Source organism: Microbacterium timonense (assembly GCF_900292075.1).
Lineage (GTDB): Bacteria > Actinomycetota > Actinomycetes > Actinomycetales > Microbacteriaceae > Microbacterium > Microbacterium timonense.
Genome location: NZ_OLMV01000004.1, coordinates 49100 through 62490 on the forward strand (window position 1 = coordinate 49100; position 13391 = coordinate 62490).

The window sequence follows — 13391 nt, forward strand, 5'->3', positions numbered from 1 at the left end:
CGAATGGAGGGGTCGTCCGCGGCGCATGCGCGGTTCGACTATTCTCGCCGTGTGCTGAATATGGGTGCTGGGATCGTCGGGCTCGCCGTGCAATTGGCGGTGTTCCTCGTCGTCTACCTCCTCATGGCACCGAGCCGCGGTCGTTCCGTGTCGCTGCTCTTCGCGGCGGTCGCGGGTGTCTACGGCTACGGACTCGTCCTCGCTGGCCTCGCGGCGATCGGCCTGCCATGGCAGATCACCAACCTGGTGTGCGCGGTGGTGCTCGTGACCATCGCGTCGACGCCGCGCGCGCGCAGGCGGCTCGTCCGGAGTTCCGGCGGCTTGCGGCGCTGGACGTCGGCGGCGTGGCCGAGCGCCGCGATCATCGCCGCACTGCTGGCGATCCAGGTCTTCGCGGTGGTCATCACGCCCGAACTCTCGATCGACGGGCAGCTGTACCACGGACCGATCTTGGCGCAGCTTCTGCAGACGGGGACGCTCTGGGGATGGCAGTCCCCGAATCAGTACATGTTCTACACCGACCTGACCATGATGGGCGGGGTGAACCTCGCCTCGTTCACCGGGGCGACGGTGTTCGACAACGGCGTTCAGCTGCCCCATCTGGTCATCCTGCTGCTCGCCCTCAACGTCATGCTCGCGCGGCGATTCTCCCTCCCGTGGGTGCGTGTCGCCTTCGGCGCGCTCATCGTCTCGGCGCCCGTGATCTGGCTTCAGCCCCGCATTCTCTATGTCGACGTCGCGTACGGCGCCGCCGTCGCCACCCTGATGGTCGTCATCCTGGTGGTCAAGCGCGTCGGCGCACCCGAGATGATACTGGCCGGGACGATTGCGGCAGCCATCTTGGCCACCAAGCCCGCAGGCATCCTGACGAGCGCGCTGCTCCTGGTGGTGTGGCTCGTGACGGCGTTCCTGCGCCGACGCGGTGCCGGCGGCTGGTGGGCGGCGCTGTGGCCGGTGGTCGTCGGCGCGGCGGCGCCGATGGTGCTCGGGCTCGCGTTCTACGCCAGAAATCTGGTGTCGTTCGGCAACCCGGTCTACCCGGTCAAAGCCTCGTTCGGGCCCCTGCACTTCAACGGCGTCGTCGACTTCTCGATCTTCGTCTCGGGTGACCGCGGCTCAGGGCTCGTCGACCCCGGCCGCCTGATCACGTACCTGGGTTCGATCGCGACGGGAATGCTGCACGGCGTTGCGAAGCCCGACTACGACCCACGGGCGGGCGGCTTCGGTTACGTCCCCCTCGCAGTCACTATTCTCGCGGCGGTGGTCCTGGCCGCTCAGCTGGTACTCTTCCTCGTCCGGCGCCGCGATGACCGGCCTGCGTGGCTCTGGCGCCTGCAGCTGGGGGCGGTGGGTCTTGTCGCGGCCACGGTGATGATCCAGCCCTCGGCCTACGACGCGCGGTACGTGATCGGCCCGACGGTCGTCCTCCTCGGCGCCATCGTGCTGTCATCCTTCCTGGCGGTCCGGGTCGTCGATGTCGTCGCCGCGGTGTGCGCGCTGGTCATCGCGATCGTGCAGATCGCGTGGACCGAGGCCAACGCGTACCCCGGCCTGCATGTGGCCAAGGACTTGCGCACCCTCGGTGAATCGGCGCAGCCGTCGACTCCCGGCAATCCATGGGGAGCGGGCTCGGGGAGTTCCTGGCTGCCCCAACACGGGTGCTCCACCATCGCCATCGAGACTCTCGGCGGCGTCAAGGAGTGGGGCAACGCGGAGCAGACGATGCTCTCGGCGCTCCCCTATAGCCTTTATGGAGATCGCCTCTGCAACCTCGTGGTTCCGATGGAGCTGGCAGCGCTCGAGGCAGGCACGGCGACGGTCGACCCGCTGCGGTCAGCCGACTTCCTGGTCCTCTACGAGGGGAGCGAGGACCAGTGGCGAGAGCGCTATCCCGAGCAGTCGGCGTGCTGGCGGGAGCTGCAGTCGGTGCCGAGCTCGGGAATGTTCCCGACAGGCTCGACCGTCCTCGTCAACGCGTGCCGCTGACCGTCGGCCCCGGCGCCGAGGTGCGGCGGCGGGAGAGCACTCGCGCTTTCGCCCACCGGTAGGCGAATACGATCGCGACGCTCACGAGCACGACGTACGCGACGTTGATCATGTAGGTGATCAACCCGTCCCAGCCCGCGAAGTACGAGGGGATCGGCGTGTGGCCGTAGGTGTTCGCCACGAGTCCGTGCACGCCGAAAATCACCAGGCTGTTCGCACCGATGTAGGCCAGCAGACGGCTTGATTCCACATCTTGCGCGATGCGCAGGTAGAGGATGAAGCTCGCGACCGCCGAGGGGAAGTACCAGAGTGTGCCGATCGCGGCGACGTTGCCTGGGAAGTTGTACGCGATCACGAGCGTGAACGCGAACAGGGCCGTCGCTACCGGCAGCCCGACGCGGCGGACATCGAGCCAGCGGCGGACCAGGAACCCCGCGCCCATGAACCCGATCGCCACCGGGAGCACGTTGATCGCGAGCGGCGGGCGGCCGGGCAGCCAGTACTGGATCGGGATCGCGGATGCCATCACGAGGAGGATGACCGGAACGTAGACGACCATCGGCTTGATCTTCTGGATGAGTGGGAACAGTGCCGAGGCGACGAAGAAGATCGGCAGGAACCAGAGCGCGAAGTTGAACGTCGGGACCGTGTTCAGCCATTCGCTCGAGAGCAGGAACGCCTTCGCGGTTTGGCGAAGATCGAAGGGAGCGACCGGCTGGCCGAACGCGTATCGGACGATGATGTGGCCGTACAGCAGCGAGATGGCGAAGAGCACCGCGTACGGGATGAGGATCTGACGAGCCTTCTTGACCACGAGGCGCCAATACGGCGTTCCGGGAGTGTCGCGCCACATGTAGCCGCTGACGACGAAGAAGAGCGCCACGTTGAACGAGTAGAGGTACACCGCCCACGCGCCGCCGACGCCCGAGAGATCCACGTGCCCCATCGCCACGACGACGATGCCGATCCCTCGCAGGACGTCCACGCTGCGATCGCGAACCCGCGGGGACTGGGGCTCGGCGTTGGGGGACGTCACGGTCTCGCCGCTTCGGACGACAGCGAGTCGAAGATCGCCAGGTATGCGTTCTCGGGGACGGGAGGCAGGTACACGGACTCGAGGACGGCGCGCGAGCGAGACCGGTCGTAATCCGCCGACAAGGCCGCCTCGATGGCTTTGGCCAGACCCTCGGCGTCGCCCACGGGTGCGATCTCGCCGTAGCCGGTGTTCCTCGGGATGGTCCGCACGCCCGGGAGATCCGATGCGACCACGGGAGTGCCCGCCGATATCGCCTCCACCTGAACGATGCCGAACGCCTCGAACGAGTTCGTCGAGGGAAGCACGAAGAGGTCCAGCGACGCATAGAAATCTGCGATGTCGCTTTCTTCCAGGAACCCGAGGGAACGCACCCTGCCGGCGTCGATCAACTGCTGCAGTCGGGCCCGGTCGTATCCGACGTCAGCGCTCAGTCCGTCCAACGGCCCGGCCAGAGTTAGCATCACGTCGTCCGGGAGGCGGTCGAGCGCCTCCATGAGGACGTCGATTCCCTTCTCGGAAGTCGGGCGTCCGAGGAACCCGATCTGCCGGCGACCGGCCACCGCGAACCTCGGCGATCCGCCCGCGCGATCGAGGCTGGTCGCGGGGATGCCGAGGGACCCCACGGACCGGAAGAGCTTGCTGAGGCGCGAGTTGTTGGCGTAGTCCGTGCTCGACGTCGCGGTCGCTGCCGACCTGCGGATGAGCGCGCCGTGCGAGATGTCCAGAGCCTTGGCCGCCAGCGTGCCGAGGCGACCGATCATCGGGGCGTCGCACTGGTACGTCACGACGAGGGGGCGGTGCCGGAGGGTCCACGCGAAGAAAGCCGATTCCGGGAGCGGGAGATGGAAGTGGGCGATGCCCGGGAGGGAGCGGACCCGCCACGCGGCTGCCAGGAATCCGAACGAGAAGTTCCCCCGGCCCAGGGAGAACGACCGGCGGTACGCATGGACGGTGACGCCGTCCACCTCGCTCACCGTCGAGGCACCGGCTTTCGCGACGCAATGCACGTGCACGTCGTAGCCTTGGGCTGCCGCGAACTCGGCGAGCGTGGCCGCCATGTTGGTCAGCCCGCTGACATGGGGCTTGTAGTACTGCAGGAAGACATCGATTCGGCGTGTCATGACGGTGTGCTCTCGTCTTCGGTCTCGGCGGGTGCTCGGAATACCCAGTTGCGGCTGACGAAGAAGGAGGTCAGCGTCAGCAATGCGGTGATGCCGACCTGGCTGGGGAATGCGGGCAGACCCCACAGGGTCACGGTGAGGAACAGCAGGAAGGAGTTGACGGCGGAGACGGCCGCGTTGAGGACGAAGAACTTGAGCAGTTCGCCGTGCCAGGCGCCGCTCGAGCGCCAGACGAAGATGCGCTGGGCGATGAAGCCGTTGATGACGCCGAGGACGGCAGACGTCCAGTACACCGCTTGCACGCCGATGGTCTGGCCCCACAGGGTGTCGAGCACCCAGAAGGCCGCCAGGGTGAAGGCGACGTTGTACCCGCCGACGAGAAGGAACCGCAGTCCCTGCCGGGTGAGATGATCGCGGTCGCTCACGGTGTCTGGCCGCCGGGGATCAGCTGCTCCACGACCGGGACAGAGGCTGCCGCGAAGGCGAGCAGGATCACCGCGCCGGCGGCGAGGCTGGCACGGTCGCGGAGCGCGAAGACGAGCGGGTCGTCGTGCATCTGACCGCGGCCGGCCTTCAGCCACAGGTTCGCGACCCAGCAGAACGCGGTCGGTATCACCAGCCAGAGCGCCGTAGGAGAGGGGTAGATGTCGGACACTGCATCGCTCTGGATGTAGACCGCGGCCAGCAGGACCGCCGCGATGCCCGTGGCGCTGCCGAGTGCCAGAATCGCGTGCACGTCTTCGCCCGAATAGCCGCGGCCGGGGATCTCGCCGGTCCGCTCGCGCGACTCGTGCGCTTCGGCGTACCGCTTCACCAGGGCGAGGGAGAGGAAGAGGAAGAGCGTGACCGCGGTGAACCAGAACGACAGCTCGATACCGGTCACGACGGCGCCGGCGACGATGCGCACCATATAGAGGAGGGCGAGCACGACCACGTCGATCACTGCGATGCGCTTCAACCAGAAGCTGTACGAGGTGGTCGCCACGGCGTACACGAGCAGGACGACGAGGAAGGGCAGGCCGAGCAGGGCGCCGAGGGCGATGGCGGCGACCGTCAGCACACCGCTGGCGAAGACGGCGGTGAGCGGGGAGACCCACCCGGCGGCGATCGGACGCCGGTATTTGGTGTGATGCGCGCGATCAGCGGCCAGGTCGAGGGTGTCGTTCAGGAGGTAAACGCCGAACGCCATCAGCGTGAAGGCGATAAACGCGCCGATGGCGGCGAGCAGCATCCCGGGATTCGTGAACTCGTGAGCTGCGACGAGGGGCAGGAAGATGAGCACGTTCTTGAGGCTCTGGTGCACGCGGAGCGCGCGCGCCCAGGTCCGCAGGGGGCTGGGCGAGGCGTCCCGAAGAACCTCGTCGAAGTCGACCTCCCGCGCCCACCCGGGCTCGCCTTCCGGACGCAGGGTGGCGAGGTATCTGCCCTCTGAGCGCGCCCAGACATCGAGATCGGCGCGCGAGTTTCCGATGTAGTCGAATCCGCGTTCGCCGAAACGTTCGACCAGCACGCGTGTCTTCGCCGGTCCGATGAGATTGGTCGTGCCGTCGCTGGCCATCACACCGCTCAGGCCCGGGATGCGGGAGGCGACCTGGTCGGCGAGCATGCGGTCCGCTCCGGTGACGAGGAAGACCCTGCCTCCGTCCGCCATCCGCCGATGGACGAAGTCCACCACCGACGCGTTCAGCGGCGCCTGACGCAGATCGACGCCGTCAACCGCGAGCACCTGCTTCATCGCGGCTTTGCCGCTGCGGCCGAGGGTCGCCGAGGCATTCAGCAGCCGGACGGGATGCCGAAGCCCAGCCGCAACCGCCTCGTGAAGCGTGTCGGTGCGCAGGAGCGACCCATCGAGGTCGACGATCAACGGCCGCTGCTCTTCCAAGTCGCTCCTATCAGTGCGCGTGCGAATTGCCCCGATCAAGAGTAGTCGCGGGGGAGCGTTCGGATTGCTCGCAGCTGGCGGCACGGACTCACGATGTCTCGGTTCGCCCGCACAAGCCCGCGGTGATCGGGCGTACCGCGGGGTGCGTATCCTCGTCTCATCTGCTCAACTGGTAATTGTCGGAGAGGACGTGCCGAATGGAGCCAGCAAGCTCCCCTCCAGCGGTGTCGATCGTGGTGTGCGCCAACGAGGAGGGGCGCTCGCTGCGTCCTTGTCTGAACGCGTGGCTGGCGGCGGTCGCCGCATTCGAGCAGATGGGCGGTCGCGCTCACATCGTTGTCTCGGTGTTCGGCGATGTCGCCCGCACGTGCGAGGAGGTTACTCGACTCACCGACGCCGGAGTCGAGCTCGCGGTGGCGCAGGGGAAGACGATCGGTGAGGCGTTCAACCGCGCAGTCGAGCGCGCGCGCCACGACATCGTCGTCGTCGCGGACGGAGCGGATCTCGTCACCTCCACGACGCTCGTCGACATGGTCCGAGAACTGCAGTCCGCCCCGGAGAACGTGATCCTGCACCCGGCCGCGGTGCTTCGATTCGGACGCTTCAATGACGAGTGGCGTCCGAAGGATATGCGCACGCATGCGGTCTCAGCGGGAGACATCCTGTGCCACGACCTCTGGCCGCTCCTCGCCGTCGCGCGTCGCACCGTGTTCCAGCAGGTGAACTACCGCGAACTCTCGACCGAGCGTGGTCTCGGCCCCACCGCGTGGACATGGAACATCGACACCGTCGCCCGCGGATTCGTCCACGGTGTCGTCGATTCGGTCGTCCAGCTCCGCCGAGTCCCGTTTCTCGTGAATGGGCGTGCCGACCCGGTCCTGGTCCTCCCGCCCGTCGATGTGGAAGCGCTGGGCGCGACACTTCCACCTGCTCGCCCGGAAGAAGAGCCCCCACGGCATGCCGCACGAATACCGGAGCGAGTGATCAGCCGCGCGGCGCGGATGCTCGGACGTGCGCGCGACGCGGTCGAGCGGCGGCTGCCGCGCGCCAGCGAAGACAACGCAGCCGGTCGTGGTCTGGATCCGGTGCTGCGCGAACTCGCCTGGATCGACCCCGCGGTGTCATGGACGCTCGAGAATAGGGCCCATCTGCCCGTATGGGAGGCGGGTGACGACGGGTACGGCGCGATCCTCAGCGATGTCGTCACATCCTTGACGGGAGTGTCGGCGATCGTCGCGGTTCCGTGGTTGGGAACAGGTGGCGGCGATGCCGCCGCCGCGGCGTACGCCCGCGCCATCAGCGAGTTGCCGGAGTTCCGCGGTCGCACGGCGCTTCTCACCACCGCGGACCCCGCCAAGACCCACCACGAACGCGTCCCGGCCGGGGTGCGCCTGATCCAGATGCCGCGCGCATTCGAGGATCTGGCCCCGGACTGGAGGCAGCGCCTCATTGCACAGTTGATGGTCCTGGTCCAGCCGACCACCGTCCTGTCCGTCAACTGCCACCACCTCACCGACGCCATGCATCTCTTCGGGCCGCACATCCTGGGTTGCGCTGACATCAGGCTGACGCTGTTCGGCTTCGACACGCGCGGAGACGGTCTGCCGTCCAGCCCGATCGCGGACCAAGGGTTGCGCAGGAGTCTGGGCGGGCTGCGGCGAATCCTGACCGACAACACTGTGACAGCACGTTTCGCCGCGGACGCGCTCGGTCTCGATGCTCCCGCGATCAAGGTCCTTCCGCTCCCGGTGGGCAGCGATGTCCTACCCGCGCTCGACACGACGTCGGCCGCCTATTCGCAAGAGCTCGCCTCGGAAGACATCCGTCTGATCTGGCCGCACAGGCTGGACCCCGACAAGCGGCCGGATGTGCTCCCTCGGATTGCTCGCGAGCTTCGCGCGCGGGGCGTGGGGGCCCAGATCGATGTGTGGGGCGAAGCTGTGATGTCGGACGCCCAGGAGACGATCGCCGCCCTGGAAGGCGCGGGGATCCACTATCGGGGTCCGTACCGCGGCGGCCTCGCCGCCGTCGACACGTCTCCATACCATGGCCTGCTGCTGACTTCCGGCAGTGAGGGGATGCCGCTGGTGCTCGTGGAATCCCTTGTCCGGGGATTGCCGGTCATCGCGACATCTGTGGGCGGCGTTCCCGACCTCATCGAGGATGGCCGGACCGGGTTCCTCACCGCCGGACCGGAGGACATCGAGGGGTTTGCGGACGCGATCGAGTCGCTGCGGAGCGTGCGGACCCGCCGTGCCCTGATCGAAGCCGGCCATCGCGCCGCGCGGTCCCGTCACTCGTGGGAGGCGTTCCGGGCGGAAGTGGCCGAGGAGTTCAGCCCCCCCCGGGAAGGGGCAGCAGCCGCACTCGATAGAGTTGACGGATGACTGGGCACGGGAGCGACTCGCTCGAGGGCAAGCGCGTCCTCATCGCAGGCCACGGCACCGCCGGCCGCACTCTTGCAGAAGACGCCGCCGCCGCAGGAGAGGTGGTGGTCGGCTATCTCGACGACAGCTCGACGGCGCCAGAGGTGCTCGGGCGGCTCGCGGAGGTCGCCGAGGTCTGTCGTGCGCACGGCGTCGACATCGTCTACTTCGCGATTCCGTCGGCACCGGCCGATGTCCTCCGTGAGTTTGTCGGAAGAGTTCCCCGGCCGGGCGTCGAGCTGGCGATCGTGCCGCGCACGTACCGCATCGTGTCCCGCGATCGGGTGTCCATCTCCGACCTGACCGACGTCGACGTGCTCGATTTCGTCGGGCGTGCGCCGGTGAAGCACGACATGATGTTGGCTCGAGAGATCATCGCGGGCAAGCGGGTCCTGGTGACCGGCGCAGCAGGTTCCATCGGATCGAGGCTGGTCAACCAGCTGCTCAGCCTGGACCCAGCGCTCGTGGTAGGCGTCGATCGATCCGAGCCGTCGGTGTTCCATCTCGGGCAGTCGCTGCGCGGGGCCGACGCCCTGGAGCTCGAGATCGCCGACGTGCAGTCGCAGGCCCGGATAGCGCAGATTATGGAGCGCACCCGGCCCGACCTCGTCTTCCATGTCGCCGCCTACAAGCACGTTCCCCTCATGGAGTCCAACCCCATCGAGGCGTTCAACAACAACGTTGGCGGCACGCTCAACGTCTTCGAGCGAGCAGCGGATGCCGGTGTCAGCCGCGTCGTCTACGTCTCGACCGACAAAGCTGTCCGTCCGACCAATGTGATGGGTGCGACCAAGCGCATCGGGGAGCTGCTCCTGAGCGACATTGGCGCAGTCGCGAAATCGACGCGCTTCTCGGGCGTTCGGTTCGGGAACGTCTTGGAGAGTGAGGGCAGCGTCATGCAGACGTTCCGGCGCCAGCTGCTCCGCCGCCAGAACCTCACGGTGACACATCCAGAGATCACGCGATACTTCATGACCATCGACGAAGCGGCGCAGTTGGTGATCCAGACGGCGACCACCGGTCGGCAGGGTGACCTCTTCGTCCTCGACATGGGGGAGCCGATCCGGGTTTACGACCTCGCCCGCAGCCTGGTGGCGGCGGTCGACCCGACGCTTGACATCGACATCATCGGCCTGCGGCCGGGCGAGAAGATGTTCGAGGAACTGTCTTACCGGGCCAGCTCCGTCGATGCGACGACCCACCCGAAGATCTTTGTGCTGACGGAGGAGTCGGACCACCGCCCCGGCGACACGCTGGGCTGGGCGCGCGAGATGCTCGAGCGCACGCGCTCGTACGCGATCGAGGACTCGGAACTGCGAGGGGCGCTGCGAGACTTCGGCTTCGCGGCGTTGCAGTGAACCCGATGCAGGTCCTCGTGTTGGGCGGCGGAGGGCCCATAGGCGCCGCCCTCGCGCGCCGCGCGGCGGCGGTCGGGTGCCGGGTCCTCGTGACGACCCGCCAGGAGCTGGATGCCTCGGATGCCGCCGCGGTGAGAACGAGGCTGTCGCGGGTGAAGCCCGACGCCGTGATCAACCTGGTCAATCCTCCTCTCGCGGCAGACGACGACGGCATCGATACGGCGGCGGATGTAGCGGGTGCACTGACACGTCAGGCCGCAGAGTCCGGCGTCGCGCGGTTGATCTTCGCGTCGAGCGCCGCCGTGTACGGCGACGCCGGCACTGCGCCCTTTACGGAATCCGACGATCTGCGGGGCGTATCGGCGTACGCGCGGGTCAAGATCAGCAGCGAGCAGGCGGTTGCCGCAGAGGCCGAGCGCACGGGCATCTCCGCACTTTCGATGCGGATCTTCAACGTCTTCGGCGACGGATGCCATCGATCGCTCATCAACAAGCTGATTCGACGTGAGAGGCCCGTGCTGGCGATGTCCGCGAACTACGTGCGCGACTATGTCCATGTCGATGATGTCGCCGACGCACTGCTTGCGGCCTCTGGGAGGCCTGACTTCACGGGTGCCGTTAACGTCGCCACGGGCGAGGCCACGGACAATCTTATGCTTGCCCGAGCGGCACCGCCGGAGGCGTTCGAGGCGCTCCACGAGTTAATCGTCTCCTACAGCGTGGGCGATCCCTCCCTGATGTTGTCGTCGCTGGGCTGGAAGCCCACGCGGTCCGCCATCGCGGAGTTGCGCACGCGGCTCTCCTGAAACCGCTATCCGCGAGGTTGCGGCGCGATCCGCTCGCGCTGTGCCACGCTTGTGGGGTGGAAACGCACGGGAAAGGTCTGCGACGCGGCACAGCGACTCTGGTGCTCGTGTTGGTGGCGAGCCTGCTCCAGGCAGTCGCAACCTTCGGGACGCCTGCGACGCCCGCGCACGCCGCCGAGGCGGGCGTCTTCGACCCTGGGCGCATCATCGACGATTCGATCTTCTTCAACGGAGATGCGATGACCGCCCGCCAGGTGCAGGACTTTCTCGAGACGAAAGTATCGACCTGTCAAGCGGGCTACACCTGTCTAAAGGACCTGAGGCTGGACACGACCAACAAGCCCGCCGATCAGATGTGCGCCGGCTATACCGGCCGGGCGTACCAATCGGCGGCAGACGTCATCGCGGCCGTCGGAAGGTCGTGCGGCATCAGCCAGAAGGTGCTCCTCGTGACCCTGCAAAAGGAGCAGGGCCTCGTCACTCACACGTGGCCGAGCGAATGGCGGTACATGGCGGCCATGGGCCAAGGCTGCCCCGACACCGCGGCCTGCAACGAGGCATACTACGGATTCTTCAATCAGGTGTACGGCGCGGCGCATCAGATGAAGCGTTACGCGAACCCGCCGGGCACGTCGAACTTCTTCACGTGGTACGCGCCGGGCCGCACATGGAACGTGCTCTTCCACCCGAACACGGCGTGCGGGTCGTCGCCGGTCTATATCCAGAACCAGGCTACGGCGGACCTGTACTACTACACCCCGTACCAGCCCAACAGGGCGGCTCTCGCCGCCGGCTACGGTACCGGCGACGCCTGTTCGAGCTACGGAAACCGAAACTTCTTCAACTACTTCACCGCCTGGTTCGGCTCGACTAAGGGCTACGACGTGGGTGGCGAGTTCGCCGACTACTTCGCAGCGAACCGTGCCTGGCTGGGATACACCACGGGACCCATGACGTGCACACCCACAGGCTGTTCGCAGTCGTTCCAAGGCGGCATGGTGTTCCGCAGCGCCGCGGGCGTGCACGGGGTCCGGAACGAGTACCTCGCCTCCTGGGGCAATTACGGCCGGGAGTTCGGCGTGGTCGGTTACCCGACGTCTGAAGTAATTTGCGTTGACATGGGCAACGCCTGCCGACAGGAGTTCCAGGGCGGATGGCTCGTCCAGAACTCGTCCATCGGCGTGAGGTACATCTCTTCAGCGTTCCTCGCCGTCTGGTTCAACTGGGGTCGCGAGTACGGCGCCATGGGCCTGCCGATCTCGGACGCAGGCTGCAGCGCCGACGGCGTGTGCCTGCAGGCATTCAAGGGCGCGTGGATCGTTCAGCACGCGTCGGTCGGCGCCCGGGTCGTTCCCAACTCGGTCTTCGCGACCTGGTCGGATTGGGGCCGCCAGGGCGGAACGCTTGCCCTGCCGATCGCAGATCCGTCGGTTCCCGGCGGCGCCGACTTCATCCAGAGCTTCCAGGGCGGAACCGTCACCGTGCAGGCCCACGTGGGCCGTGTGTCGTCGACGGTGGATCCGTGGTTCGACACGGTGATCAAGAGTCCGTGGCTGGGTGCGGCGCAGGGTTCGCAGTCGTGCACGCTGGGTGGTGGTGGCTGCTATCAGGCGTTCCAGGGCGGCTGGATGGTCAAGAGCGATGTGGGTTCGTTCGCGGTTCCGAATGCGGTGCGTGACACGTGGATGAACTGGGGCCGGAATGTGGGTGTGCTCGGGTTCCCGAAGGGGGCGCCGTCGGCGGATCCGGCTTCGGGCAACTACACGCAGCAGTTCCAGGGTGGTGTGATCACCGTCTCGGGCGGCGTGGGCCGTGTGTCGTCGACGGTGGATCCGTGGTTCGACACGGTGATCAAGAGTCCGTGGCTGGGTGCGGCGCAGGGTTCGCAGTCGTGCACGCTGGGTGGTGGTGGCTGCTATCAGGCGTTCCAGGGCGGCTGGATGGTCAAGAGCGATGTGGGTTCGTTCGCGGTTCCGAATGCGGTGCGTGACACGTGGATGAACTGGGGCCGGAATGTGGGTGTGCTCGGGTTCCCGAAGGGGGCGCCGTCGGCGGATCCGGCTTCGGGCAACTACACGCAGCAGTTCCAGGGTGGTGTGATCACCGTCTCGGGCGGCGTGGGCCGTGTGTCGTCGACGGTGGATCCGTGGTTCGACACGGTGATCAAGAGTCCGTGGCTGGGTGCGGCGCAGGGTTCGCAGTCGTGCACGCTGGGTGGTGGTGGCTGCTATCAGGCGTTCCAGGGCGGCTGGATGGTCAAGAGCGATGTGGGTTCGTTCGCGGTTCCGAATGCGGTGCGTGACACGTGGATGAACTGGGGCCGGAATGTGGGTGTGCTCGGGTTCCCGAAGGGGGCGCCGTCGGCGGATCCGGCTTCGGGCAACTACACGCAGCAGTTCCAGGGTGGTGTGATCACCGTCTCGGGCGGCGTGGGCCGTGTGTCGTCGACGGTGGATCCGTGGTTCGACACGGTGATCAAGAGTCCGTGGCTGGGTGCGGCGCAGGGTTCGCAGTCGTGCACGCTGGGTGGTGGTGGCTGCTATCAGGCGTTCCAGGGCGGCTGGATGGTCAAGAGCGATGTGGGTTCGTTCGCGGTTCCGAATGCGGTGCGTGACACGTGGATGAACTGGGGCCGGAATGTGGGTGTGCTCGGGTTCCCGAAGGGGGCGCCGTCGGCGGATCCGGCTTCGGGCAACTACACGCAGCAGTTCCAGGGTGGTGTGATCACCGTCTCGGGCGGCGTGGGCCGTTACCCGTGATTTGGACCCGCAACACG

9 protein-coding genes are annotated in these 13391 nt (G+C 67.0%); 5 read left to right on the forward strand and 4 right to left on the reverse strand.

Annotated features, from left to right (window positions below; genetic code table 11):
* Nucleotides 1–51: 51 nt before the first annotated feature.
* Nucleotides 52–1986 carry a hypothetical protein gene (locus tag C9992_RS12595; protein ID WP_146145329.1) on the forward strand — a complete coding sequence of 645 codons (1935 nt, stop codon included), beginning with the start codon at nt 52–54 and terminating at the stop codon, nt 1984–1986.
* On the opposite strand, the gene C9992_RS12600 is transcribed toward C9992_RS12595, so the two are convergent.
* Genes C9992_RS12600 through C9992_RS12615 form a run of 4 tightly spaced genes read right to left on the reverse strand, consistent with a single transcriptional unit; the run spans nt 1970 to nt 6025 of the window.
* Nucleotides 1970–3022 carry an acyltransferase family protein gene (locus C9992_RS12600; RefSeq protein WP_106815977.1) on the reverse strand — a complete coding sequence of 351 codons (1053 nt, stop codon included), beginning with the start codon at nt 3020–3022 and terminating at the stop codon, nt 1970–1972. The genes C9992_RS12595 and C9992_RS12600 overlap by 17 nt on opposite strands.
* A complete protein-coding gene (locus C9992_RS12605) occupies nt 3019–4143 on the reverse strand; it encodes a glycosyltransferase (RefSeq protein WP_106815978.1) in 1125 nt (374 codons plus the stop codon). Before C9992_RS12605 ends, C9992_RS12600 begins: the two co-directional genes overlap by 4 nt.
* Entirely contained in the window at nt 4140–4568 is a 429-nt protein-coding gene (locus C9992_RS12610) for a GtrA family protein (protein WP_106815979.1), read from the reverse strand. Before C9992_RS12610 ends, C9992_RS12605 begins: the two co-directional genes overlap by 4 nt.
* The gene (locus C9992_RS12615; RefSeq protein WP_160150886.1) at nt 4565–6025 is read right to left on the reverse strand and encodes a UbiA family prenyltransferase; all 1461 of its coding nucleotides are present in this window, start codon (nt 6023–6025) and stop codon (nt 4565–4567) included. The genes C9992_RS12610 and C9992_RS12615 overlap by 4 nt, the downstream gene beginning before the upstream one ends.
* A gap of 224 nt (nt 6026–6249) precedes the next feature.
* Between C9992_RS12615 and C9992_RS12620 the strand changes: the two genes are divergently transcribed.
* From C9992_RS12620 to C9992_RS12635, 4 genes are read left to right on the forward strand one after another with little or no spacing between them, the layout of a single operon-like run.
* Nucleotides 6250–8412: a glycosyltransferase gene (locus C9992_RS12620; protein ID WP_106815981.1), complete on the forward strand. Its 2163-nt coding sequence runs from the start codon at nt 6250–6252 to the stop codon at nt 8410–8412.
* Complete coding sequence (locus tag C9992_RS12625; RefSeq protein WP_106815982.1) at nt 8409–9809, forward strand: polysaccharide biosynthesis protein; 1401 nt, start codon at nt 8409–8411, stop codon at nt 9807–9809. The genes C9992_RS12620 and C9992_RS12625 overlap by 4 nt, the downstream gene beginning before the upstream one ends.
* 5 nt (nt 9810–9814) lie before the next feature.
* Nucleotides 9815–10615: an NAD-dependent epimerase/dehydratase family protein gene (locus C9992_RS12630; RefSeq protein WP_106815983.1), complete on the forward strand. Its 801-nt coding sequence runs from the start codon at nt 9815–9817 to the stop codon at nt 10613–10615.
* A gap of 56 nt (nt 10616–10671) precedes the next feature.
* On the forward strand, nt 10672–13374 hold the full coding sequence (locus tag C9992_RS12635; protein WP_146145331.1) for a hypothetical protein: 2703 nt from the start codon (nt 10672–10674) through the stop codon (nt 13372–13374).
* Nucleotides 13375–13391: the final 17 nt, after the last annotated feature.